This window comes from Parasutterella secunda (assembly GCF_016901835.1).
GTDB classification, from domain to species: Bacteria; Pseudomonadota; Gammaproteobacteria; order Burkholderiales; family Burkholderiaceae_F; genus Aphodousia; species Aphodousia faecavium.
In genome coordinates, this window is sequence record NZ_JACJKX010000001.1 from 19,031 (window position 1) to 43,811 (window position 24,781).

The window sequence follows — 24,781 nt, forward strand, 5'->3', positions numbered from 1 at the left end:
TAAATCAGATTAGAAGCGATATTGCATTTGGACGCCAAGTAAATAGGCATCCAAGGTGTCGTATTCACCAACCTTTTCACCGCCAACGCGATCATAAAGATCCTTGTCACCCACCCCCATCAGATAGGTTGCACCCATATCGAATTGCAGATCCTTCGTGGCATACCAGGAGGCACCCAAGGACAACCAGAGGCGATCAGTATCCGGAATCACAGCCATACGGGTGTCTTGTTTGTCAATCGGGCTCGTTTCATAAGCGATACCGCCACGAACCGTAAAGTCGCTGTTGATCTTATAGTCTGCGCCAATGGAGAAGAGCCAGGTATCCTGCCAAGCATTTTCAATCTTGGTTTCAGATAATTGTCCTAACTTATCGATAGCATTTGGATCACGAATGAAGCCTTGCGGCAACTTTCCAACCAAACTCCCCATATCAACAGGACTGCTATTGTGAATCTTTAAAGTATCGAAGTTCGACCAATTTGCCCAACGAATCAAACCGGACAAACGCAATTGATCCGTAGCTTCCCAAGTACCTGTCAACATAACCGTATCCGGTGTTTTCAAGCTTGCTGAAGAATTAACCGTCAAAGAATTCATAGGCATACCAACACCAGTCGTGATAGTCTCTAACAGTTGACTATTCGTTAAATTGGTATGACCGTCGGCATCATGAGTAATGGCTGAACGGTAAGCCAAACCAAAACGTAATTTGTCTGTCGGACTGATCATAACACCTAAATTGAAACCCCAATCCCAACTATCGGCTTCCAATTTAGCGTGACCAATACTTAAATCTCTTGTATTTTTGCCGTCAGGGGAAACAGTCAAACTACCCATGCCCATACCGAGTTTAGCTTTTGCATATTGGACAGAAACACCGGCACCCAAGCTAATAAAGTCACTCACCTTATAAGCAATGTTCGGATTCATATCGAAGGTATAAATCTTAGAGGACGTACCACGTTGGTTTTGAGACCAATTGCGATCGTATTCCGTACCCATGCCGAAAGGAACGGTCATGGCAAAACCCAACCAGATCTTATCGTTAACTTGGTGAGTCACGTAACCGGCAGGAATCATTTGTCCTTTCAAACGGCCGTTTTCAGAGTCACCATCAATGCCATCGTAATCAGCATTGATACTAATCCAGGTCGTACCGGCTTGGAATCGCGTGCCTTCCAACAAAGTCATACCGGCGGGGTTGTAGTGAACAGCAGACAAATCGTCACCGACGATACCGGCACCGGCGTAAGCGCGGCCCAGGCCCAAAGAGGATTGTTCCGTTAATTGGAAACCGGCGGCAAAAGCCGTAGACACTGCTACAGAAACGCCAGTCAACACTAACGCAGCAGCACTCTTTTTCATGAAAGACATTGTTTTCTCCGAATGGGAAAAGTTACAAAACAAAAACGCAAAGGTTTTGGAACAAGCAAGAATTCAGAACCTTTGCGCTTTCCGAAACGGAGAAATTTTGCGGATTTTTTGTAGCGATTTTTTACGCTTTTTATTAGTACAAACCCTAATATTACCCTAAACGGTTTAATCTGCTGATTAAGTTTCTCAATTAGAAAATATGGGACGATATTGACGCAGGCGTAACCAACCGACAATGATCCGATAAGCCACCCAGATTCCTAAAATCACAAAACCGGTCAACCAAATAAAAGGACCGATCACCAAAGGCGTCAACACAATCCCCACGATCGCGACCAAAATAGTCCAAACCATGCCGTACCAAAATGTTCGGATTTGCCAAGAAAAATGCGACTGCAGGAAAGTTCCTCTGGCATCGGGCGCCATAATGTAATTTAAAATCACCGCCGCAATAGAAGGCCAACCGAATAAAAACGCTGAAATAATGGTCGCCCCGGTCATTAAGCCGATGACAATGCTTAATCCATGCAGGATATAAACCAACTGTGTCACAAATAAGAGACTCTTTTTCGGGCCCCCATCGTTGTAATTGGTCAAGTCCGACATTTTTATATTTCCTTCAATTTATAATTTCCCATGCACAAAACTTAGCACACTTGCACTAAAGCCTGCGTAAGTTTTTAGTCTTTCATACATTTTTTCACTGAAACCAACATCTGAAGCAAGGAGAAAGCCGTGAGACTGTTATTGGTAGAAGACGACCCGATGATCGGTGAAAGCGTCGTTGACGGTCTTACCGACGAAGGGTATGCAGTTGATTGGGTTCAGGACGGTCATTCGGCTCTGCTGGCACTCAGAACCACTGAATTCTCACTGGTTATTTTGGATTTAGGGTTGCCCGGCAAGGACGGCATTAAGGTACTCGAAGAAATGCGAGCCGAGAGAAATCTGACACCGGTTTTAGTGACTACCGCTCGGGACACGGTGGAAGACCGTATTAAAGGATTGGATGCCGGGGCAGATGATTACCTTATCAAACCTTTCGATTTGGATGAGCTTTTTGCCCGTATCCGTGCCCTGCTTCGCCGCTCGGCCGGTCGAGCAGAACCTATGATTGAACGCGGGCGCCTTCAAATTAAACCCGCAACCCATGAAGTCATCTATAACGGTGAATCCATTCTCCTCTCAAGTAAAGAGTTTGCTTTGCTTTTAGCCTTGGCCGAGCGACCGGGACTGGTACTGTCTCGACCTCAGTTGGAAGAAAAACTCTACAACTGGGACTCTTCCATCGGCAGTAACGCCATTGAGGTTCACATTCATCACCTGAGAAAAAAACTCAGTGAAGATGCCATTAAAACCGTTCGTGGTGTGGGCTATATCCTTGAGACCTAATCAGTATGTATTCCATTCGTGATCGGCTCTTATGGACTTTCTGCATCGCCTTGCTGGTTGCAGGCGTAGCGGCGACCTACATGACCTTTATTTCGGCTCGTGGTGAAGTCGACCGTTTTCTGGATACCGAACTGCAACAAATCGCTTTATCGCTCAGTGCCCACACTGACGGAGACCTGCCGGAGATGAAATCCACGGGCACGGACGAACAGCATATTGTTATCCAGTTAAGAGACACGGTCACCGGACGAACACACCTGTCAAGCAAGCTCTCAACTCCTTTTCCAGAGCCTACCATCAAAGGCTTTACCAACATTCGACACGAAGGACAAACCTGGCGCATCTTTTCACTCACCGATCGCAATCTGTCCATCATTACTGCTCAACCGGTTGATGTTCGTGTGCGTTTAGCTTTTTCTTCAGCCCTACACATTCTTCAGCCCCTTGTTTTGTTGCTGCCTTTCCTTGTAGTAGCCGTCTGGCTTTTGGTAGGCCAAGGGCTGGCAAGCTTAAACCGTACAGCCAAAATCGTATCCACCCGCTCATCGACCTCTCTTGAACCCCTACCGGTCAACAGTCTGCCTGTTGAAGTCAAGCAGCTTGTTTTGGCCTTAAATGACCTTTTAGCCAAACTCGAACAGAGTCTTGAAACCCAAAAGCGTTTTGCTTCCGACGCGGCTCATGAATTACGTACTCCTCTCACTGCTTTAAAGCTTCAGGTGCAATTGGCCGAACGGGCAAAAACCGACGAGAGCCGTCAAAAAGCCTTCTCCCGTTTACACGCCGGCATCGATCGTGCCACAGGCTTAGTCCAGCAACTGCTGGTCATCGCTCGGTTGGATCCCGATGCTCATAAAAAACCCTTTGTGACCGTCAACCTTGAAGAAGTTCTCAAAAGCGTTGTCGATGAACTCACCGTCTTAGCTCAACAGAAAAATATTGCCCTTGAGAGTATCTCAAGCCCCCTTTGTGTTGACGGAATGGAAAATGCTCTGAAGCTTCTGATCACCAACCTCACGGATAACGCCATTCGCTACACCCAAGAGGGCGGCCGTATTCGGCTGACGGTTCGTTCAGAAGATGAATGGGCAGTTATTGAAGTCTGTGATAACGGGCCCGGCATTGCACCGCAGGAGCGAGAACGAGTATTTGACCGTTTTTACCGGGCATTGGGAACCAAAGCACAGGGGCATGGCTTGGGTCTTGCCATCGTCAAGCGTATTGTGGAAATTCATCACGGATCAATCGCAGTTGACGACGGTTTAGACAACACGGGCACGACTATGCGCATTAAATTACCCATGCATACGCCGTCTCGCTAGCCTTTGTTACAAATAAGGCCTGATCGAAACAACCCGACAAACACAACAAAGCGGTTTTTTATTATCGTTTCACTATTCGGCAAGTATGAGATCGTCTGTTGCCTAAAGAATTTATTGGGAGAAAAATTCATGATTCAACGTAATACATTAAAAGTGGCCGCGCTGACGGTTGCGTTAGCGGCTGCATTTTCCTTTATGCCCGCAGCCCAAGCGGAAGGTTCGTTTTTCTCTTCGGACAGTAGTGCCACTCAAGCGGCTTTGCCGGACTTTACGAAATTAGTGGAAGAAAATGGTAAAGGTGTTGTCAATATCTCAACCATTCGCAATGCCCGCACGCAAACCGTTCAATCTCCGTTCCCCGGGCTTGACGACCGCACTGCTGAACTTTTCCGCCGTTTTGGTTTTCCGATTGTGCCCTTCGGACCGCAAGAGCAACGGGTACCGGAGCAACGCGGCACAGGTTCCGGTTTCATCATCTCCTCTGACGGCGTCATTCTTACCAATGCTCACGTGGTTGAAGGAGCCGATGAAATTCGTGTCCGTCTGACGGATAACCGTGAATTCTCAGGTAAAGTTTTAGGACTGGACAAAAAGACCGATATTGCTGTCATTAAGATTGACGCCAAAAATCTGCCCGTTCTTAAGATCGGCTCTTCAGAGCAACTTAAGGTCGGCGAATGGGTTGCCGCTATCGGCTCTCCGTTCGGCTTAGATAATACGGTTACGGCAGGCATTGTCTCGGCTAAAAGTCGTGCCCTTCCTTCCGAAGAATACGTCCCGTTTATCCAAACCGACGTAGCCGTTAACCCCGGGAACTCCGGCGGTCCGCTCTTTAATATGAAGGGAGAAGTCGTTGGGATTAACTCTCAAATTTTCTCTACTTCCGGCGGCTTCATGGGACTGTCTTTCTCCATCCCGATTGATCTAGCCATTCAGATTAAGGATCAACTCATTGAAAACGGTCGGGTCATTCGGGGACGAATCGGCGTCGGTATCCAAGCGGTCACGCAGGATTTGGCTGAAGCGTTCGGTATGAAGACACCACGCGGAGCTGTGATTACCCAACTTGAAAAAGATCAGCCCGGTGAAAAGGCTGGCTTAAAAGTCGGTGATATTGTTGTGGCTTTGAACGGACAGGCAATCAACAGTGCCAATGACCTTCCGGTGAAGATCTCTGCGATGAAACCGGGAACCAAGGCTAAGCTCACCGTTTTACGCAATGGCAAAGAACAAGACATTACAGTAACCGTAGCAGAGAACCCCGAAGACAGTGTCAGTCCGAACGAATCCAAGCAAACTCAAGGCAAGCTTGGTGTTTCCGTTCGTGCCTTAAGTGAGCAGGAATTGAAAGACCTGGATCTGACTAACGGACTGTTGGTGACTGAAGTTCGGGCTGCTGCCGCACGGGCCGGCCTGATGCCTCGGGATATTATCTTAAGTGCCAATGGTAAGAGCGTGAAAACTGTCGGTGATTTACGCCGTGCCGTATCGGGCGCTGAGAAAGTGGCCCTTTTGGTGCAACGTCAAAATTCCCGCATTTTCATTGCGGTTGATCTGAAGTAACGTAGAGAAAAAAGCCGGAGTCTTTTTACGGATTCCGGCTTTATCTTTAACCCTTAAGCGATTGCAGTTCTCTGATTTGTTGCTTGAGCTTTTCTCTGGGCGTGTAAATTCGATCCGCCACTTGCTCACACACCGCATCAAAATCAAGACTGGGGTTACGCAGGAATCTCAGTCCTAATCCTTCAATCGTAGCCATTCCCAACTCGACCCTTATCCAATCCATCGGATCTTCGCTATCGGGGTAGCAAATATCCTTTAGGTGGGTACGGGCCTTGACGTCAGCCACTTGCAAAACTTTCTCAAGCTCGGGATCGTGACTGGCTTCGGCCAGCAATTCAAGAGATAAAATGATTCTTTCTTTTTTGAGCGCTTGTCCCAAGATTCGCTTCACTTGGTCTAACGTTTCCTGATAACTGCCCTGACTTTCCTGAAGCGCACAGGAATTTTTATAAAAATCCTCCATGCCTCTGGAAATAACTTCCTCAATGATGGCTGTCTTACTCGGGAAATAGTTATAAATATGCCCCGCACTCATCCCGAATTCCCGAGCGATGTCGGCCATACCCGTAGCATGAAAGCCCTTCGTCACAAAACACTTGTGCGCCGCGTTGATAATTTCCTCGCGGCGCTGTTGTGCCAGATTTTTTGCCATACGTTAAGCCTCGCTTTTCGTCTCAACTGTGGCGGGGGCTTGTTCGGTCTTTTGTTCGATATCCACGGCTCCGCCACCCAAGGTCTTGTAGAGCGTCACCAAACTCATGGCTCGGGCCTGTTGGGCCACTGCCAATTGCGTTTGAGCACTGACATATTGACGTTGAGAATCCAAAACGGTGAGGAAGCTTTCCGATCCGTGACGATAACGAGCCTGAGCTAATTCGTAAGCCTGTTTGGTCGCATCGGCATACTCTTGCGTAGCCTTAAGTTCGCGCTCAATCGTACCTTCGGTGGCTAAAGCATCCGCTACCTCACGGAAGGCTGTTTGAATGGCCTTTTCATAATCGGCCACAGCGATATCGCGCTCGGTTTCAGACACACGCAACGTTGCCCAGTTGGCTCCGCCCGTGAAAATCGGTAACGAAATGGAGGGAGTAAAACTCCATATACGCGTACCGCCCGAGAAAAGATCGTTGAGTTCCGTAGCCCCTGTACCACCTGAGGCCACTAAGGTAATTCTCGGGAAGAAATTGGCCCGTGCCGCACCGATGTCAGCATTGGCTGCCATCAACGTGTACTCGGCCTGAGCAATATCCGGACGATTTAAGAGCACCTCAGAAGGAACACCCTTCGGAAGCATACCGGCGAGCGTCACCACCTCAACCTTAGTGGGCAGTAATTCCTCAGGAACATCCGTTCCCACCAACAGCGCCAAAGCATTTAAGTCTTGAGCCACCGCGCGTTGAGAGGAGGCATAAGAGGCTTGTGCACTTGCGTACATTTGCTTGGCCTGATTGAGTTCGAGCAAATTAATGGCGCCCGCCTTGTAGCTTGCCTCAGAGAGCTTATAGGACTGTTCCTGACTGTCGAGTGTTTCCTTGGCAAAAGCCAACAGCGAGCGATCAGCGCCCAATTGCAGCCACAGGTTCGCTGTTTCAGCAATCAACGTTACTCGAGAGCTCTTTCTGGCCTCTTCAGTAGCAAAATATTGGTTAAGAGCCTCATCACTCAAACTGCGAATACGTCCGAAGAGATCAAGCTCGTAAGAAGCCATGGCAAGATTGGCCGAATAGACATGATTGACCGTATCCTGCCCTGTTGCACTCAACGTTCTGGGGGTTCCGGTGTGATCACCGGAACCGGTTGCTGAAATGCTAGGTAAAAATTCTGAACGCTGAATGTTATAAGCGTAACGCATCCTTTGAACATTTAACATCGCCACTCGATAGTCACGATTGTTATCCAGTGTCATTTGGATGACTTTGCGTAAACGCTCATCGGTAAAGAATTCCCGCCAGTCAGGAAGCGCCTGTTGGTTAAGTTTGGCGTCCGCATAGGCTTCCCCCGACGGCCAAGCCGTCAGAATCGGAGCTTGAGGACGCTCATAGCTGGGAGCCATAGACATGCAACCTGTCAAGGCCAAAGCGGCCACCAGCGGCATGAATTTAAAAGTCTTACGCATGTTTATTCTCCCTTCTTTGTACTGGCACCAGACTCTTGTTGATCTTGTGTCTCATTTTGTGCAGATATCGATGCATCCGTCTTTTGCTTGTTCTCATCATCGTAGAAGGTCAGTTCACCTTCTTTGAGAGCCTTGGCTTCAAAAGCGGTTTCTCGAGCTACAGCTTGCAAATCAACGTGACGTTCATTGGCACTGCCGGAAATACGCATAATCATGACGTAGAAAAGCGGCACAAAGAGCACACACAACAGCGTACCGGTAATCATACCGCCCAACACGCCCCATCCAATAGCGTTCTGAGCACCAGAGCCGGCACCGTTGGCTAAGGCCAAAGGCAAAACACCCAGACCGAAAGCCAAAGACGTCATCACAATCGGGCGCAAGCGCAAACGAACCGCATCAATAGCCGCGTGCACAATATCCTCGCCGCTATCGTGCAAATCTTTTGCAAATTCCACAATCAAAATAGCGTTCTTACTGACCAAACCAATCGTCGTAATCAAACCGACCTGGAAGTAAATATCGTTATTGAGACCGCGCAAACCGGTCAAACCTAAAGCACCGATCACCCCCATCGGAATCACAAGGATCACGGCAATAGGAATCGACCAACTTTCATACAAAGCTGCCAAGCACAGGAACACCACCAAAATTGATAAAGCGTACAGCGGAGCAGCCTGACCACCGGCTTCACGTTCCTGATAGGACACACCCGTGTAAGCCACGCTGTAGCCCACCGGAAGCTTTTGAGCAATTTCTTCGACAGCGGCCAAAGCATCACCGGAGCTGAAGCCCGTACGAGGATTACCCTGAATGTTCACAGCTGACAAGCCGTTGAATCGTTCCAGACGAGGCGAACCGTACTTCCAAGAAGTGGTGGAGAAGGCAGAAAACGGCACCATCTCACCGGCACTGTTTTTCACGTACCACTTACCGAGATCTTCCGGCTCTTGTCTGAATTGGCTGTCGCCTTGAACATAGACCTTCTTGACACGACCGCGATCCAGGAAGTCATTGACATAAGTACTACCCCAAGCCGTCGCCAAGGTGGAATTGATGGAATTGATGGACACACCCAATGCGCGAGCCTTTTCCACATCAATATCCAAGTGCAACTGAGGCGTATCTTCCATACCGTTCGGACGCACAGCCGTCAAATGAGGATGGGCATTACCCAAGCCGAGGAATTGATTACGAACAGCCATCAATTCGTCATGAGTTTGTCCGGCGCTCGCCTGTAAGTACACATCGAAACCGTCAGCAATACCCAATTCAGGCACGGCAGGCGGCGGGAAAGCGTACGCGTTGGCGTCTTTATATTGAGAAAACTCAACCATAGCGCGACCCACGATGGAGTTGACATCCTGACCGTCGCCTTCACGTTCGCCCCAATCTTTCAAACGAACGAACATCAAGCCGGTATTTTGTCCCGTACCACCAAAAGAGAAGCCGGAGACAGAGAAGACCGACTCAACGTTTTCTGTTTCTTTTTCCTGGAAGTACTTGCTCATACGAGCGAGCACTTCTTCGGTTCTCTGTTGAGACGTTCCCGCAGGCGTAATGACCTGAGCCAAAATAACACCTTGGTCTTCACCGGGCATAAAGCTTGACGGCAGTTTCATAAAGCCGAAAACCACACCACCCAAGATGATGGCATAAACCAACAAAGTACGAAGGGTATGAGGAATCGCTTGTCCCACCACGGTTCGGATCCAAAGTGAAAACTTTTCGAATCCGCGGTTAAAACGACCGAAAAAGCCCTGTTTGCTTTCGTGATGATCTTTATCGATGGGCTTGAGCAGTGATGCACAAAGCACCGGCGTTAAAATCAATGCCACCAAAACAGACAAGATCATGGCCGAAACAATCGTCACGGAGAATTGACGGTAAATAATACCGGTCGAACCTCCGAAGAAAGCCATCGGAACGAACACTGCGGCCAACACCATTGCAATACCGACCAAGGCACCTTGGATTTGTCCCATGGATTTTTCTGTAGCCTCTCGAGGTGACAGACCTTCGGTTCTCATCACACGTTCAACGTTTTCCACTACCACAATAGCGTCGTCAACCAACAGACCGATGGCGAGCACCATGGCAAACATGGTCAACACGTTTATGGAGTATCCCATTGCCTGCAACACGCCGAAAGTACCCAACAGCACCACCGGCACGGCAATCGTCGGAATCAACGTGGCACGCCAGTTCTGCAGGAAGAGGAACATCACGCAGACCACGAGCACAATGGCTTCAAACAATGTACGGACCACTTCCTGAATAGAGATACGGACAAACGGCGTCGTATCAAACGGCACCACCCATTCCATACCGTCAGGGAAGTTCACCTGCATTTCGTTTAAACGTGCCTTAACGCGGTCACTGGTGGCCATGGCGTTGGCACCGGAAGCCAAGCTGATAGCCATACCGGTTGACTGTCTGCCATTGTAAAGAGCAATCACGTTGTAGCTTTCTTCACCCATTTCCACTCGTGCCACGTCTTTCATCAGCACGCGGGAACCATCCATGGAAGTCTTCACCATGATATTTTCGAAGTCCGCCACGGTTTCCAGCAACGACATGGAATTGATCGTCGCATTCAACTCATAGCGAGTCTTGGAGGGTAAGTTACCGATTGCACCGGAAGAAACCTGCACGTTTTGCTCTTCAATAGCAGCGACAATTTCATCGGTCGAGAGTGAGTACTTGTGAAGTTTTTCAGGATCGAGCCAAATACGCATCGAGTAGGAGCTACCGAACACTTCGACTTCACCCACACCCGTAATACGAGAGAGCGGTTCCTGAACGTTGTTGACAAGGTAGTCAGACAAGTCTGCACTGGTCATCTTGCCGTACTTGTCCACAAAACCCACCACCATCAAGAAGTTGGCGGCCGATTTATCTACGTTCACACCGAGCTGCTGAACAACCTGCGGCAAACTGTTTTCCACCGTCTTCAAACGGTTTTGAACCTGCACCTGAGCGATATCCGGATCGGTTCCCGCTTCAAATGTAATATCAATCGAAACACGACCGGACGAATCGGAGTTGGAAGCCATATACAGATAGCCGTCCAAACCGGTCATTGCCTGTTCAATCTGTTGAGTAATCGTGTTTTCAATAGTTTCAGCCGAAGCACCCGGATACGTTGCTGTAATCGTTACCTGTGGGGGCGCAATTTGCGGATACTGAGACACCGGCAACCTAGTAATAGACAGGATGCCGGCGAGCATGATCACGATAGCGATCACCCATGCGAAAATCGGCCGTCCTAGAAAAAATCGAGACATAAATTATTTCCTTTGCCTAGTCTAATTACTTCGCAGAAGCCTGTTCGGCAGCATCGGGTTGAGCAATCTTTACGGCCGCACCGGCACGAACCTTACCGATACCGTCAAGCACGACCCGTTCACCGGCTTTTAAGCCTGATTCAATCAACCAATTTGTACCCACGACACGATCGGCTACGACGTTACGTTGCTCAATGGTATTTTCCGGAGTGACAACCCAAACATAAGCTTGTCCCTTCGGATCACGCATCACACAACGTTGAGAAAGCACAATGGAATTCGGTCGGGCACCTTCTTCAAGGCGAGTACGAACAAACATACCGGGCAATAAATCACCGTTAGGATTGGGGACTACGGCACGCAGATTCACCATGCCGGTTCCTTCATCAACCTCTTCCCCCGTAAAGGTCAACGTCCCTTTGAGGGGATAAACCGAGCCGTCTTCCATCAGCACCGTCACTTCGACAGCACCGTCTTTAGCCTTGATTTTGCCCGAGGCAATTTCGTGCTTAAGACGCAACATATCCGAACTTGTCTGGCGAACGTCCACATAAATGGGATCGAGCTGCTGCACGGTTGTCATAAACGTTTGATATGCAGTAGCTAACGCACCGGGGGTCACTTCAGAACGACCGACGCGCCCTGAAATCGGGCTTTGCACCTTGGTGTAATCCAAGTTCGTTTTAGCTGTTTTCATAGCTGCTCGAGCCGTTTTCATCTGAGCCTGAGCCGCATCGTTATCTTGTTTACTGACGGCATTGACTTTAACCAATTGAGCCGAACGGCGAGCATTAGCTCGAGCCAATTCGTAATTGGCTACCGCCTCTTCATAAGCGGCTTCATATAAAGCAGGATCGATTTGATAGAGTTGGTCACCCTCTTTAACCATTTGGCCTTCAACAAAGGTGCGCTTTTGGATGATGCCGTTAATTTGCGGGCGAACTTCAGCGACTTGGTAAGCACTGGTTCGACCGGACAATTCTGTAGTCATCACCGGCGAAGATTCTGTCACCGTTACCACGGTTACCTCTTGCGGACCTCTTTGAGCAGGGGCACTCTGCTGCTTGCAGCCGACCATAGACATAGCCGCAATCACTGACAAAGCCACCGCTGCATACTTAGGGGCAAACTTTGAAAACATGTTTTACCTTTCTCCAAACATCGTTGCCGGTTCTAGCCGACTAATAGAAACCATAGTGACTGAACGTTCATTCAGTCAAAAACTGAAAGCTCGTTCATTGTCTCAAAAATTCATAAATAAGTGCATTTATTTACAAAAACTTTCTGGTAAATTTTATTTCAAAATGTAACTGTTCTTAGGGTTTACACCTAATGACGTTTTTTAAACATTGAGGAAAAATTGCTGAAATTTTTTCAATAAGCAACGATCATGTCTTTTGAGATTTTCCACTTCCAATACTTTCTGGCCGGGCTGGTCAGTCTGTTGGTTATTACCAATCCGCCTTCCAAAATTCCCCTTTTCATCAGTCTGACTCAGGGAATGGATGAGCACGCTCGAAAGTCACAAGCAAAATGGGCTGCTATCTATGCTGCCATTATTATGTTTATCAGCTTATTGGCAGGTAATCTTCTTTTAGCTTTTTTCGGGATTTCTTATGGAGCACTTCGTATTGCGGGCGGTTTCATGGTCGCAGTGATCGGCTATCAAATGCTCTTTGGTCAACAAACTCCCTCTCCCAACAAGGCGCCGTTAGTCAGACGAGATCGTGAAGATTACGCCTTCTTTCCCATCGCTATGCCGATGATTGCCGGCCCCGGCACGATGGCTGTCATTATCGGTTTTTCAACCGAAATTGCCGAATACCCGCACTGGCAGGATCAGGTAGCCACCTTTTTTATGATGACTTTGGCCATTGTTTTTTGCTCTGTGGTTTGTTGGGCTGTTATGCGTTCTGCTGACTTCTGCGGTCGAAAACTCGGCCCCTCCGGCACCATTATCATCAGTAAGTTAATGGGCTTTTTGCTGGTATGTATCGGTGTTCAGTTCATTGGTTCGGGTATTCGCGCCTTTGCAATCGGCGGTTAATCACAACGCTTTCTAAAGTAAGCCCCCGAAAGATTGTCTCTACGGGGGCTTTTTCATGAACCGATCGGTGCCAACTTATTCTGTCGTCACGCTCTTCGCTAAGTTTCTCGGTTTATCCACATCATTGCCACGAATAAAGGCCGTGTGATAAGCCAATAGCTGCAAGGGCACCACGTGAAGAATCGGCGACAGCGGTCCGTAGTTTTCCGGCATACGGATCACATGGATATGTTCCGTGGACTCCAGCCCCGTATCCGCATCCGCAAATACATAGAGCTCTCCCTTTCGGGCTTCCACTTCTTTCATATTGCTCTTGAGTTTTTCGAGCAATTCATCATTAGGCGCCACCGTCACCACCGGAATGGATTCATCCACCAAGGCTAACGGTCCGTGCTTGAGTTCGCCGGCCGGATAGGCTTCTGCGTGTATATAGGAAATTTCCTTTAATTTCAGTGCCCCTTCCAAGGCAATCGGATAGTGAATGCCGCGACCTAAGAAAAGTGCATCCTCTTTGCTGGCAAAGCGTTCGGCCCATGCCATCACCTGAGGTTCCAGCGCCAAGACGGCACTCACCGCCTTCGGAACATGGCGCAGCAGTCGCATATACTCGGCCTCATCCTTGGGATCCAAACGACCCTTCACCTTTGCCAGACAAAGCGTCAGCAAAAAGAGCGCCGTCAACTGCGTCGTAAAGGCTTTGGTCGAAGCCACACCGATTTCAACCCCTGCACGCGTGATGTAGCGCAACAGACTTTCGCGCACCATGGCACTTGTGGCCACATTGCAGATCGTAAGAGTCTTTGTCATCCCTAAATCTCTGGCATGCTTTAATGCTGCCAACGTATCGGCCGTTTCACCGGACTGTGAAATGGTCACCACCAACGTTTTGGGATTCGGCACGCTCTTGCGATAGCGGTATTCGCTGGCGATTTCCACATCACACGGAATACCGGCAATCCCTTCCAACCAATACTTGGAAGTGAGAGCTGCGTAGTAACTCGTACCGCACGCAATCATGAGAATACGATCCACATCATTGAAGACTTCGGCGGCCTTTTCACCGAAAAGACCCGGTGTCACGTCGCCCACGGCTTCGAGCGTATCGGCAATAGCACGCGGTTGCTCGAAAATTTCCTTTTGCATGTAATGGCGGTACGGTCCAAGCTCCACGGCGTTACTGAAGGCCTCAACCTTGCAAACTTCACGCGTAACCGGCACAAACTCACGCCCCTGATGGGAATACACTTGATAAGAGTCTGTTGTCAGATCAGCCACATCACCATCTTCCATGTAGATGAAACGATCGGTTTCACCGGCTAACGCCATGGTGTCGGACGCTGCGAACATTTCTCCGTCGCCCAACCCCAAGACCAAGGGGGAGCCTTGGCGCGCCACAATCACGCGGTGCGGATCTTCTTTGCAGAAAACCGCAATGGCGTAGGCGCCTCTCACACGATTGAGCGCCGCCTCAACAGCCTTGAGCAAATCACCTTCGTAGTAATCTCTGACCAAATGGGCCAACACTTCGGAGTCGGTCTGACTGGCAAACTGCACACCTTTGGCCCTGAGCTCTTCTCGAATTTCTTCGTAGTTTTCGATAATGCCGTTGTGAATCAAGGCAATTTGATCACCGGCAAAGTGCGGGTGGGCATTACAAACCAAGGGAGCACCGTGCGTGGCCCAACGGGTGTGGGCAATCCCTAAATAACCCTCGATATGGTCTTTTTCAATTTGCTCGGACAGTTCAGAGACACGCGAAACGCTTCTGACACGCTTTAAGCCCTCATTCCAAACCGCCACACCGCAACTGTCATAGCCGCGATATTCCAAACGCTTGAGGCCCTGCACCAAAAGCGGCACAACATTTCTACGGGTAGACGTGGCTGCTACAATTCCGCACATAATCTCATCCTTATTGAATTATTGTTTCTTAGTCGGACGCTTCCAACCTTTGATAGTCGTTTGACGAGCTCTGGCCAAAGTCAGCTCTCCGTCCGGTGCATCCTTTGTTAACGTGGTTCCGGCGCCAAGCGTAGCCCCTTTACCGACCGTCACCGGAGCAACCAGTTGTGTATCGGAACCGATAAAGGCATCATCCATAATCGTTGTACGGAACTTATTGACTCCATCGTAGTTACAGGTAATAGTTCCCGCTCCGATATTCACCCGAGCCCCCATATCCGTATCACCGATATAGGACAGGTGATTGACTTTACTGCCTAAGCCGACAACTGACTTTTTGATCTCCACAAAGTTTCCGATGTGTGTCTGATCGGCCAATGACGTTCCCGGGCGCAAACGACTGTAAGGTCCCAATCGGGCATCTTGACCGACTTGTGCACCGTCGAAATGACAAAACGGCAACACTTGCGTTCCCGCTCCGATCTCAACATCTTTGAGCACACAATAGGCACCGATTTTGACGCCATCGCCCAAAACAACTCGGCCGCTAAAAACACATCCGACATCAATAGTGACATCTTTGCCGCAAACCAATTCCCCGCGAATATCAATTCTGGCCGGGTCAATCACGGTCACTCCATCATTCATCAGTCTGAGCGCATTTTCTTTTTGAAAAGCTCTTTCCAGCGCTGCTAACTGAACTTTGTTGTTAACGCCTTCCACTTCGGTGGCACTGGTTGATCTGGCTGTTTTCACGGGCACACCTTCACTGACGGCGCGAGCAATCACATCCGTGAGGTAATACTCGCCCTGAGCATTTTGGTTACCCAACTCATTGAGCCAACGTTCGAGGTGCCGGGTAGGCAAAACCATAATGCCGGTATTGACTTCACTGATCAATCGCTCTTGCGGGGTCGCATCCTTTTCCTCGACAATGGCGCATACCTCACCGTCACGGCGAACGATACGACCATAGCCCTTCGGATTGTCCAGACAAACTGTTAACAGGCCGACATGATCACCGGCGGCATTCACCAGATCCTGTAATGTCTGAGGCCTGATCAACGGCACATCGCCCAAGAGAACAAGAGTCGGTTTTTCAGGGTCGCAATACGGCAGAGCCTGCAAAAGGGCATGACCAGTTCCCAACTGTTCGGCCTGCAGAGCAAAAATCAGATCGCTAGCCTGCGCAAAATACGACTTCACCGCCTCAGCACCATGACCAACAACCACAATTAAACGATTATCAGATCCTAAAAGACGGGCTTTTTCAATGACATGCTCAAGCATGGGTTTGTCGGCAAGAGGCTGCAGAACTTTCGGCAGACGCGAACGCATCCGCTTGCCCATACCGGCAGCAAGAATGACGATATTCATAACTGAAATGTCTTTAAGTACAAACAACTATCCGTATTGTACTCGATTCGCTTGACAGTCTTTGCAGGAAAAAGGAAGAAAACAAAAAAGGGCCACGCCCGGTAAAGCATGACCCATTTGGCTGCAGGCAACCTAATTTATTGAGCCGATTCTTGGTGAATACCGGCCAATAACCAACCGGAATTGCCTTCAACAGGTTTAGACAAAATCCAGGTTTCGTCCACCCGTTCGGCTTCTCCGCTCACATTAATCGTTCCGTCAAAATGAACGCCCGCCAAGTACTCGTCACCATCGCGAACAATTCCTCTGAAGTCAGACTTCAAAGTCACAATTTCAGTTTCGTAGTCTTGAGAACCACGCTCTCTTAACTGATGAGTAACCGTACGGAACACTTCATCGGTTGTAAAGTCCGAAATGGAGGTGACATTACCGGTATCCCAAGCTTTTTGCATCTTGACGAAATTAGCCTCTGCCACTTTCAAGAAAGTGTCGACATCAAAATCGGCCGGCAACTCCACTTTCTGAGCTGAATTCGGGTTATTGAGTTCATCAAGAACACTACCGGCCATCGGAGAGGCGGCGCCAAATGCAGTCTGTGAAGGTTGAGATTGTTGAGGCATCGAGTAGTCATAACTGCTGCGCATGTTATTTTCTTGACTAGCCGACGATTGAGCTCCTCCGGGCATGCCTGCCGGTCTACGTTTCACGAGGAACAATCCCAAAACTAAACGAATAATGTAGAAGGCTGCCAAAGCCATCAAGGCAATCATTAAGAACTGAGCAAACCCTTCGCCAAATCCCAAGGCATGAGCCAAAGCCGTAATACCTAAAGCAGCGGCCAACCCCATGAGCATACCGCGCATCGGGCTGGGAGCTGCCTGTTGAGGACGAGCTTGATTGGGAGCAGCCTGTTGTTGGCGTTGCTGCTGAGCAGGATTGACACGTTGCTGCTGATTTACTCCGGCCGCAGGGGCAGGTGTAGATTTTTGCAGTGTGGGAGCTGAACGGCCGAAGCTCATTCCGCCGCCAAAACGTCTGGCATCATCGGCGTAAGCCGCAGACATAGACACCATACTGAGGGCAATTGCTAAAATTGCAATCCATTTTTTCATTGAAAAAACTCCAAATTACCTGATCAAACAGCCTCTTCAGGTTATGAGGGCAACGGTGTTGCAGAAAATTATTTAAGCGGCTTGCGCCCAATATGCAAAGCGCACACCCCGAAAGTTAAATTATGCCAATGAACATCTTCGAGTCCTGCCGTTCGCATCATTTCTGCCAGCACCGGCTGACTCGGATGCATGCGAATAGACTCAGGCAGGTAACGGTAACTGTCGCTATCGCCTGAAATCTTTCCTCCCAACCAGGGCATCAAACGGAAAGAATAAAAATCATAAAAAGGTGCAAGCAAGGGAGTAATTTTTGAAAACTCCAAAACCATGACCTTTCCGCCGGGTTTACAAACCCGCTGCATCTCACTTAAGGCCCGGTCCTTGTGCGTCATATTGCGCAATCCGAAACTGACCATCACCACGTGAAATGTATCATCCGGGAAAGGTAACTTTTCGCAGTCGCACTGCACGACAGGCATATCAAAGCCGGCTTCACGCATGCGCCTTGCACCGATAGACAACATTGACCGATTGATATCGGTTGGCCAAACTTCTCCGTCCCGACCGACCTTCTTGGCAAATTGCAAAGACAAATCCGCCGTACCTGCCGCCAAATCCAAAACTTTCATTCCTCTGGCAACATCAGCTTTGTAGATGGCGTAGCGTTTCCATAAACGATGCATTCCAAAGGACAAAACATCATTCATCAAATCGTATTTAGGGGCGACGGAATCAAAAACTTCACGAACTTGCCTAGCTTTATCGTCTTCGGCTACGCGCTTAAAACCGAAATCTGTTTCGTGTTTGTTGCTATCCTGCGACATATCAATGATGACAAGATTTTTTTAACTGAGGTTTAAACGGCTCGTTTTTCGGATCATCCGGATCGCGACTGGCTCCCAATTGGGTTAACTTATCCAAGTACTGTTGCCATAACTTTTCTTTTTCAATGGCTAACTTATATAAATAGTCCCAATCGTAATAGCCGGAATCGTGGCCGTCAGAAAAAACTATCTTCAGCGCATAAAGTCCCACCGGTTCAATTCCGACAATACTGACATCGCGCTTTCCGACGGGCAGTTGAGCTTGATCGGGGCTGTGCCCTTGCACCTCTGCAGAGGGGCTCAACACACGCAACAATTCTGCGGGCAGTAAAAACCTTTCTTCATTTTCATAAGTAAGTTCCAACTGCCTGGACTGACGGTGATAAGCGATATCTACTGGGACCAACATGGTCTTTGCGCCAAATACGTTAGATGGTACCTCCGACAGGAATCGAACCTGTGACGCGACCTTCGGAGGGTCGCATGATATCCACTTCACCACGGAGGCAAGGATTCATGATTATAAAGAAGTTTTCTGAAAACTATAGACCCTATGGGTTAAGAAGTGTTTCAAAACCGATAGTTAGCCGAGCAGGAAATGTTGGTACTGCTCCGGTACTCCTGACCGAAGTTTTTTTCCGCTTGCAAGGAAGCACTGACACGTTCATCGAGTTGATAATCGGCCCCTAACTTTGCTCGCCCCCATGTATCAAAAAGCGTATCGGAAAAACGTTGCTGCTTACCCAATGTGCGATACTTTCCGGACACTTGCCCGGAAAAATCCCGATAATAACCCAAGACAAAATAGGCTTGAGTGTCTCGGTTAAAACTCTTTTCTCCTCTCAATTTAAGAGCCAAAACTAAATTTTCTATTGGTTGGTAACGAATATCGCTTCGATCTGCCCGCAAAGTCTCTGAACTCAATCGGCTGTATGTCAACCGAATTTGGGGATCAACAATAGTGGACTGGCTGGGTTTCCATCGATGTCCATATTCAGCACCGAGGTAGATACCGGATAGATTTTCATTTTCTTTTTGACCTTCAAGCAAGGCCCTAAGTCGCATCATTCCCACTTTAATCAGTGCACCGAAATACGAACCATCAGAGTAACCGTATGTTCCGTATACGCTTGCTCCCATTGTTTCGCTCTCTGAGGATCCTTGACTGTAGTAGGACGAGCCTTTTCCGAAGTCTATTGTTGAGCCGACGGTCAACTGACTATTTAGCGCCAAATCAGATCCCAACAAAATGAACTGATGATCACAACTGGCTTGTCCAATATTCCAACTCTGATACTGACCGACAGACCATCGGCCGGTTGTTTGCTTTCCTTCCCGAACGTTGTCCATTCGCTCATACAAATGGCGCATGCCGCTTCTGCGCCATGTCACCGAATTGGAAAGAGCAAGTTGTTTGGCGCTTGTCAGATCATTGGCATTTTCCGTCACTGACGTACTCGATAAAGCTTGAGTGCACAGCAACGACAAAACCACAGAAAAAAGCGCCCGCACCACATTTCTCATCGTTACACATCCATCGGATCAACGTCCATTGTCCAGTGAACAGACGTGCCAATCTCACAAAGCTGCCGGTACCAATGGCGCAAAAATCGTCCCATAGCGACTCTCGATGAAGCCTCAACCAAGAGTTGGGCCCGTTCTTTGTCTGCCAACTTCATTAGTGCCATCGGAATCGGATCGTAGATTACAACCGATTCATTTTGCTGTTGCTCTAAAAGATCTGTACCGACTTTTAATGCCTGCTTTAAGAATTCGAGAGCCTTTCCGATATTGGCATCATCTGCCATTAACAATGCCTGACACACAAAAGGTACGCTGTTTTCTTCTTTTCTTACCTTCAGTAAGTGGTCTGCGTAACGGTTGTAATCTTGTTGGGCAAGCGCCGCAAAAATTTCTCTGTCACCAAAACGACTTTGCACAACCATTTTAGCCGGCAGACCGAATCGCCCGGCGCGTCCGGCGACTTGCATTAAATTGGCAAAAGCCCGCTCCTCACTCCTGGGGTTACTGCTGACTAATTGAGCATCAATATTGAGGACAACAACAAGGGAGACTTTTTGAAAATCGTGCCCTTTGGCAACCATCTGGGTTCCGACAAGGATATCCACTTCCCCTGCATGCACGGCATCAAAAGCTTCTTTGGCTGCATTTTTTCTTTGGGTTGTGTCTCGATCAATTCGTAAAATTCTGGCCTGAGGCCAAAGTTGCTCCAATGTTTCTTCAATACGTTGAGTCCCCGCTCCCATCGGCAATAAATCTACATTGCCGCAATCGGGGCAACGACTGTACACCGGAATGGACCACCCGCAATGATGACAAACAAGTTTCCCGTGAAACTTATGGTAAACCGCATAAGTAGAACAATGCGGGCATTTGGATAACCAACCGCAACTCGGGCAAGTCAAAACCGGTGCATAACCACGACGGTTTAAGAAAATAATGACTTGCTCTTTTTTTTGAAGCGTTTCACTAATGGCATCAATCACCTCAGGAGTTAATCCTTTTATCAATTTTTTATTTTTAGGATTAACCACCGATAACGTCGGTAACGACGCTCCGGGTACTGCCCGTTTCGTTAAACTCAGTAAGTTGTAATGTCCGTTTTTAACTCGACTCCATGTCTCAAGTGACGGTGTAGCCGAACCTAAAATCACCGGAATCTGCCTCAATTGAGCAAGTTTGATTGCAAGATCCCTAGCCGAGTAGCGAATCCCGTCTCCGGCCTTGTATGACAAATCATGCTCTTCGTCTACCACGATGAGTCCAAGATTCGGCATATCGGAGAAAATAGCCATCCGGGTTCCGACCAAAATTTGAATTCTCTTTTCCTTGGCCGCTAGCCAAGCCTTGGCTCGCTCCCCATTGGCTAAACCGGAATGTAAAGAGGCCATCGGCTTATCCGGAAAGTGATTTCTGATACGAGCTTCCAACTGGGGCGTTAAATTGATTTCGGGCACTAAAAAAAGAACTTGCGCGTCAGGCTTTTTAATAAACAGGCTCTCCATCATTCGGAGATACACTTCTGTCTTACCGCTTCCGGTTACCCCATGCAAAACATAGGGTGCGAAACCTTTAGCGTGGTCAACAGCCTCTACAGCCAACTGTTGTTCATCATTGAGTGTAAGAACACCAGAGGGTTTATCAATTTTTTTTTCTTTATACGGTTTACGCAGCCTTTCCAAAGACTGTTCATACTTAGGACCGGGTTTTGTTTTAAAAAAGGTCGGCAGTGCCGCAATACTCACTTCGCCCCATGAGTGTTGATAATAATCGGCAGCAAAACGGGTCAGTTTAAGCCATATTTCAGAGACCGGTTCCGTCTCATTGAGTAATCGTATGATGGTTTTCTGTTTTTTCGGGTCAATGGTCGTCTGATCCGATAACGCAACAATTAACCCTACCTCCTGTCTGCGCCCTAACGGTACGACACAACGATCCCCCACACAAGGACTCATCGTCTCGGCAATTCGGTAAGTTAATGGCGGCAATAAAGGTACATTTAATGCCACAGTTGCAAAACGTGAGGTTGCCATTAAAAAATCCTAAAAAAGTACGCGTCTCATTGTATCTGATCAAACACGTCTGCATTGTATTTCAAACGCAAATATCCTCTTCGGATCGAGTGGATAAGTGATTGGGTTTGAAACTCCATTATTTTCAAACGATTAGCCTAAAAATGTGAATCATTGTGGATAACTTTGTGGATAATCCTCGTTCTGTCTACTTTTTAAGCAAAACCCTCTGATTCATAAATAACTTGCTGAAATCAGAGGGTTTTTAAGCTTTTCTTTATAAATCAATAGGTTACAAAGTTCACATTCATGTAACCTTTTAATTTTCAACGATTTTTAGTTGTTCACCATTTATGTGGATAACTTTGGGGATAACGTTAGGCCTTATGGAAGGCCGGGCTGTATCGGTGAACCTCATCGACCAATATTTCAACCGCTTCAGGCGGAGTAAATTGGTTAATTCCATGTCCGAGGTTAAACACATGACCTCCACCGTGCACAACTCCAAAATCCTCAATGACACGTCGTACCTCTTGGCGGATCCTGTCTTCACTTCCGAAAAGAACCATGGGATCCAGGTTCCCCTGTAATGCCACACTGTCCTTGACGCGACGTCGGGCTTGCGACAAATTGCTAGTCCAATCAAGCCCTACAGCATCGGTTCCGCATGTTGCGATGGACTCCAGCCACTGACCACCGCCTTTCGTGAAAACGATCACCGGAATGCGCTCACCATCATACGTTTTATGCAAACCATCAATGATCTTTTGCATATAAGCCAGAGAGAACTCCTTAAAAGACGATTCGGATAAAGTTCCTCCCCAAGTATCAAAAATCTGTACTGCTTGGGCTCCGGCTTCAATTTGTGCGTTAAGATAGGCTGTGACACTTTTTGCATTCACATCCAAAATCCTGTGCAACAAGTCAGGCCGTGTGTACATCATCGTCTTAATCGTACGATAATCTTTACTGGATCCCCCTTCGACCATATAGCAGGCAAGAGTAAAAGGGCTGCCGGAAAATCCAATTAAGGGGACTTTATTATGTAGCGCCTGTCGAATACAGCAAACTGCATCGGTCACATAACGCAGACTCGTTTCAATATTCGGTACTTTCAGAGCATTCACATCATCTTCATTTTTAACAGGTCGGGCAAATTTGGGGCCTTCGCCTGCAACAAAAGATAATTCTAGACCCATCGCATCAGGCACCGTCAATATATCCGAAAACAAAATGGCCGCGTCCAATCCGAAACGTTCCACCGGCTGCAAGGTGACTTCACAGGCCAATGCCGGTGATTGGGCGAGCTTCATAAAACTGCCCGCTTTGGATCTTGTTGCGTTATATTCAGCCAGATAACGTCCGGCTTGTCTCATCAACCAAACTGGCGTGTATTCACACTTCTGGCGCAAAAGCGCTTTCAAAAACGTATCATTATCTGGTCTCATCATCTACAGGAACCGAAAATGGCCCCACCCTCTTGGTTAATTGTCAAAAATCAAGATGTTATCGTTGAGGTTCATGCTCAACCCGGAGCAAAACGATCAGCAATCGTCGGCGAACACGGTGGTCGTTTAAAAATAGCTGTTGCTTCTCCCCCAGTTGACGGAAAAGCCAATCAAGCATTGATTGCATTTCTGGCAAAAACGTTGTCCGTTTCAAAGTCTTCCGTCTCATTAATAAACGGAGAAAGCAACAGATTAAAACGCTTTCTTATTCATGGAGTAGATCCGGAACTTTGTCTGGAGAAACTTCAGAAAGCCCCTTAGGTTTTCGTTTTACAACGAGAGGCCGAGTCTCCACGAACGCCCCGTGGCGGCAATTATACCGACAACCCACGACATCACCCTGGAGAGAAGCAAGACAAAGACAGACCGCCGGCGATCAGAAACTCTACCGGCGGTTGTTTCGAAGAATTTTCAATTATCGGACAACAAGAACGGGGCGATCAATTTGAGCCAACGTTTTTTGCGTTTCACTGCCGATAAATAAACTGCCGATACTACCCATACCTCGGCTAGCCATCACAACGTAATCAACGTCTTCTTTTTTAGCCAACTGAATGATGCATTGCCAGGGGGCTTCGCCATGAACAGCCATCACTCGGCAAGGTAATTGAACTGCTTTGGCTGCATCGTAAATAACGCTTAAGCGTTTTTGAACTCCAGCACTTTCACCGGCCAAACCGTCTTGAGGTTCTTCTCCTTTAACGGCCGTCATTCCGATCAGCTCAGCTTTCAAGGGTTGAGCGACACCAATCGCAGCCTCAATGGCCTTTTCGCTCAATTCAGAGCCATCCGTACAGACTAAAACCTTCATACATCCTCGCTCAAAAAAGATTCATTAAAAACACCCTCGGTGTTCATTCACAACCATCCTACCTCACTTACCCGCATAACGTTATGACTCAAAACAAAAAAGGACAGATGTTTGACAACACCTGTCCCTTTCATCGCTTGTGCGCTTAGTGATGGCGTTTGAGCTTTTCGATAGCAGACAACTGAGCTGCCAAGAAAGCCAATTGCGCGTCGAGCTTGGCCAAATCGGCTTCGCTCGTGGCCTTGCTGCGCGCTTCGCGAGCGGCTGCCATGGCCTTTTCAGTCTTGGCACGATCCATTTCTTCAGAACGGATAGCTGTATCGGCCAAAACCGTGACGTGCTGCGGCTGCACTTCAATCACACCACCGGCAACAAACACCTGCTTGATCTCTTTGCTACCAGGCAACGTGATACGCACAAAGCCAGGTTTAATCAAAGAAATCAACGGGGCATGCTGCGGCAGGATCCCCAATTCGCCGGATTCACCCGGAAGGGCAACGAACTCAGCGTCACCGGAGAAGATCTGCTCTTCGGCGCTAACGACGTCAACTTTAATCGTAGACATAAGTTGCTCCGTGGTCGTGTTTCGGCCATCAGGCGAGGATGTTCC

The 24,781-nt window shown here is 48.3% G+C and carries 21 protein-coding genes and 1 tRNA gene; 5 read left to right on the top strand and 17 right to left on the bottom strand.

Annotation, left to right across the window (positions count from 1 at the left end):
• Positions 1 to 9 precede the first annotated feature (9 nt).
• Together H5985_RS00120 and H5985_RS00125 are read right to left on the bottom strand one after the other, a co-directional pair.
• On the bottom strand, positions 10 to 1,377 hold the full coding sequence (locus tag H5985_RS00120) for an OmpP1/FadL family transporter (protein WP_205049289.1): 1,368 nt from the start codon (positions 1,375 to 1,377) through the stop codon (positions 10 to 12).
• Positions 1,378 to 1,563: 186 nt separating this feature from the next.
• Positions 1,564 to 1,983: a DUF4870 family protein gene (locus H5985_RS00125; protein WP_239481475.1), complete on the bottom strand. Its 420-nt coding sequence runs from the start codon at positions 1,981 to 1,983 to the stop codon at positions 1,564 to 1,566.
• Positions 1,984 to 2,112: 129 nt separating this feature from the next.
• Here H5985_RS00125 and H5985_RS00130 point away from each other — a divergent pair, with 129 nt between their 5' ends.
• The 3 genes from H5985_RS00130 to H5985_RS00140 all read left to right on the top strand — a co-directional run bounded on the left by H5985_RS00130 (position 2,113) and on the right by H5985_RS00140 (position 5,654).
• On the top strand, positions 2,113 to 2,769 hold the full coding sequence (locus H5985_RS00130; protein ID WP_205049290.1) for a response regulator: 657 nt from the start codon (positions 2,113 to 2,115) through the stop codon (positions 2,767 to 2,769).
• A gap of 5 nt (positions 2,770 to 2,774) precedes the next feature.
• Positions 2,775 to 4,091, top strand: coding sequence for a sensor histidine kinase (locus tag H5985_RS00135; protein ID WP_205049291.1), 1,317 nt, complete (start codon positions 2,775 to 2,777; stop codon positions 4,089 to 4,091).
• A 129-nt stretch (positions 4,092 to 4,220) separates the two neighbouring features.
• Complete coding sequence (locus tag H5985_RS00140; protein ID WP_205049292.1) at positions 4,221 to 5,654, top strand: DegQ family serine endoprotease; 1,434 nt, start codon at positions 4,221 to 4,223, stop codon at positions 5,652 to 5,654.
• A gap of 46 nt (positions 5,655 to 5,700) precedes the next feature.
• On the opposite strand, the gene H5985_RS00145 is transcribed toward H5985_RS00140, so the two are convergent.
• The 4 genes from H5985_RS00145 to H5985_RS00160 are packed head-to-tail and all read right to left on the bottom strand — an operon-like array spanning position 5,701 to position 12,198.
• Positions 5,701 to 6,306 carry a TetR/AcrR family transcriptional regulator gene (locus H5985_RS00145; RefSeq protein ID WP_205049293.1) on the bottom strand — a complete coding sequence of 202 codons (606 nt, stop codon included), beginning with the start codon at positions 6,304 to 6,306 and terminating at the stop codon, positions 5,701 to 5,703.
• 3 nt (positions 6,307 to 6,309) lie between these two features.
• The gene (locus tag H5985_RS00150; protein ID WP_205049294.1) at positions 6,310 to 7,770 is read right to left on the bottom strand and encodes an efflux transporter outer membrane subunit; all 1,461 of its coding nucleotides are present in this window, start codon (positions 7,768 to 7,770) and stop codon (positions 6,310 to 6,312) included.
• 2 nt (positions 7,771 to 7,772) lie between these two features.
• Positions 7,773 to 11,057, bottom strand: coding sequence for an efflux RND transporter permease subunit (locus H5985_RS00155; protein ID WP_205049295.1), 3,285 nt, complete (start codon positions 11,055 to 11,057; stop codon positions 7,773 to 7,775).
• A 25-nt stretch (positions 11,058 to 11,082) separates the two neighbouring features.
• On the bottom strand, positions 11,083 to 12,198 hold the full coding sequence (locus tag H5985_RS00160) for an efflux RND transporter periplasmic adaptor subunit (RefSeq protein WP_205049296.1): 1,116 nt from the start codon (positions 12,196 to 12,198) through the stop codon (positions 11,083 to 11,085).
• A 249-nt stretch (positions 12,199 to 12,447) separates the two neighbouring features.
• Here H5985_RS00160 and H5985_RS00165 point away from each other — a divergent pair, with 249 nt between their 5' ends.
• The gene (locus tag H5985_RS00165) at positions 12,448 to 13,104 is read left to right on the top strand and encodes a MarC family NAAT transporter (RefSeq protein ID WP_205049297.1); all 657 of its coding nucleotides are present in this window, start codon (positions 12,448 to 12,450) and stop codon (positions 13,102 to 13,104) included.
• 75 nt (positions 13,105 to 13,179) lie between these two features.
• Here the strand turns inward: H5985_RS00165 and glmS are convergent, their stop codons facing one another.
• The 9 genes from glmS to hemE all read right to left on the bottom strand — a co-directional run bounded on the left by glmS (position 13,180) and on the right by hemE (position 23,300).
• On the bottom strand, positions 13,180 to 15,006 hold the full coding sequence (gene glmS / locus H5985_RS00170; RefSeq protein ID WP_205049298.1) for a glutamine--fructose-6-phosphate transaminase (isomerizing): 1,827 nt from the start codon (positions 15,004 to 15,006) through the stop codon (positions 13,180 to 13,182).
• 18 nt (positions 15,007 to 15,024) lie between these two features.
• Positions 15,025 to 16,383 (bottom strand): bifunctional UDP-N-acetylglucosamine diphosphorylase/glucosamine-1-phosphate N-acetyltransferase GlmU, encoded by a 1,359-nt coding sequence (glmU, locus tag H5985_RS00175; RefSeq protein WP_205049299.1) that lies wholly within the window; start codon positions 16,381 to 16,383, stop codon positions 15,025 to 15,027.
• 137 nt (positions 16,384 to 16,520) lie between these two features.
• Positions 16,521 to 17,495: a Tim44 domain-containing protein gene (locus H5985_RS00180; RefSeq protein WP_239481476.1), complete on the bottom strand. Its 975-nt coding sequence runs from the start codon at positions 17,493 to 17,495 to the stop codon at positions 16,521 to 16,523.
• A gap of 68 nt (positions 17,496 to 17,563) precedes the next feature.
• Positions 17,564 to 18,319, bottom strand: coding sequence for a bifunctional demethylmenaquinone methyltransferase/2-methoxy-6-polyprenyl-1,4-benzoquinol methylase UbiE (ubiE, locus tag H5985_RS00185; protein WP_205049300.1), 756 nt, complete (start codon positions 18,317 to 18,319; stop codon positions 17,564 to 17,566).
• A 1-nt stretch (position 18,320) separates the two neighbouring features.
• A complete protein-coding gene (locus tag H5985_RS00190) occupies positions 18,321 to 18,728 on the bottom strand; it encodes a gamma-butyrobetaine hydroxylase family protein (protein ID WP_205049301.1) in 408 nt (135 codons plus the stop codon).
• A 24-nt stretch (positions 18,729 to 18,752) separates the two neighbouring features.
• Positions 18,753 to 18,827: transfer RNA gene (locus H5985_RS00195), tRNA-Arg, on the bottom strand.
• A 62-nt stretch (positions 18,828 to 18,889) separates the two neighbouring features.
• A complete protein-coding gene (locus H5985_RS00200; RefSeq protein ID WP_205049302.1) occupies positions 18,890 to 19,843 on the bottom strand; it encodes an autotransporter outer membrane beta-barrel domain-containing protein in 954 nt (317 codons plus the stop codon).
• 2 nt (positions 19,844 to 19,845) lie between these two features.
• Positions 19,846 to 21,873 (bottom strand): replication restart helicase PriA, encoded by a 2,028-nt coding sequence (gene priA, locus H5985_RS00205; protein ID WP_205049303.1) that lies wholly within the window; start codon positions 21,871 to 21,873, stop codon positions 19,846 to 19,848.
• A gap of 356 nt (positions 21,874 to 22,229) precedes the next feature.
• On the bottom strand, positions 22,230 to 23,300 hold the full coding sequence (gene hemE / locus H5985_RS00210) for a uroporphyrinogen decarboxylase (protein WP_205049514.1): 1,071 nt from the start codon (positions 23,298 to 23,300) through the stop codon (positions 22,230 to 22,232).
• An 18-nt stretch (positions 23,301 to 23,318) separates the two neighbouring features.
• Between hemE and H5985_RS00215 the strand changes: the two genes are divergently transcribed.
• Positions 23,319 to 23,621, top strand: coding sequence for a DUF167 domain-containing protein (locus H5985_RS00215; RefSeq protein WP_205049304.1), 303 nt, complete (start codon positions 23,319 to 23,321; stop codon positions 23,619 to 23,621).
• Between the two features lie 154 nt (positions 23,622 to 23,775).
• Here H5985_RS00215 and H5985_RS00220 read toward each other — a convergent pair whose 3' ends face one another.
• On the bottom strand, positions 23,776 to 24,171 hold the full coding sequence (locus H5985_RS00220; RefSeq protein ID WP_205049305.1) for a universal stress protein: 396 nt from the start codon (positions 24,169 to 24,171) through the stop codon (positions 23,776 to 23,778).
• Positions 24,172 to 24,316: 145 nt separating this feature from the next.
• Entirely contained in the window at positions 24,317 to 24,736 is a 420-nt protein-coding gene (locus H5985_RS00225; RefSeq protein WP_205049306.1) for a F0F1 ATP synthase subunit epsilon, read from the bottom strand.
• Positions 24,737 to 24,781: the final 45 nt, after the last annotated feature.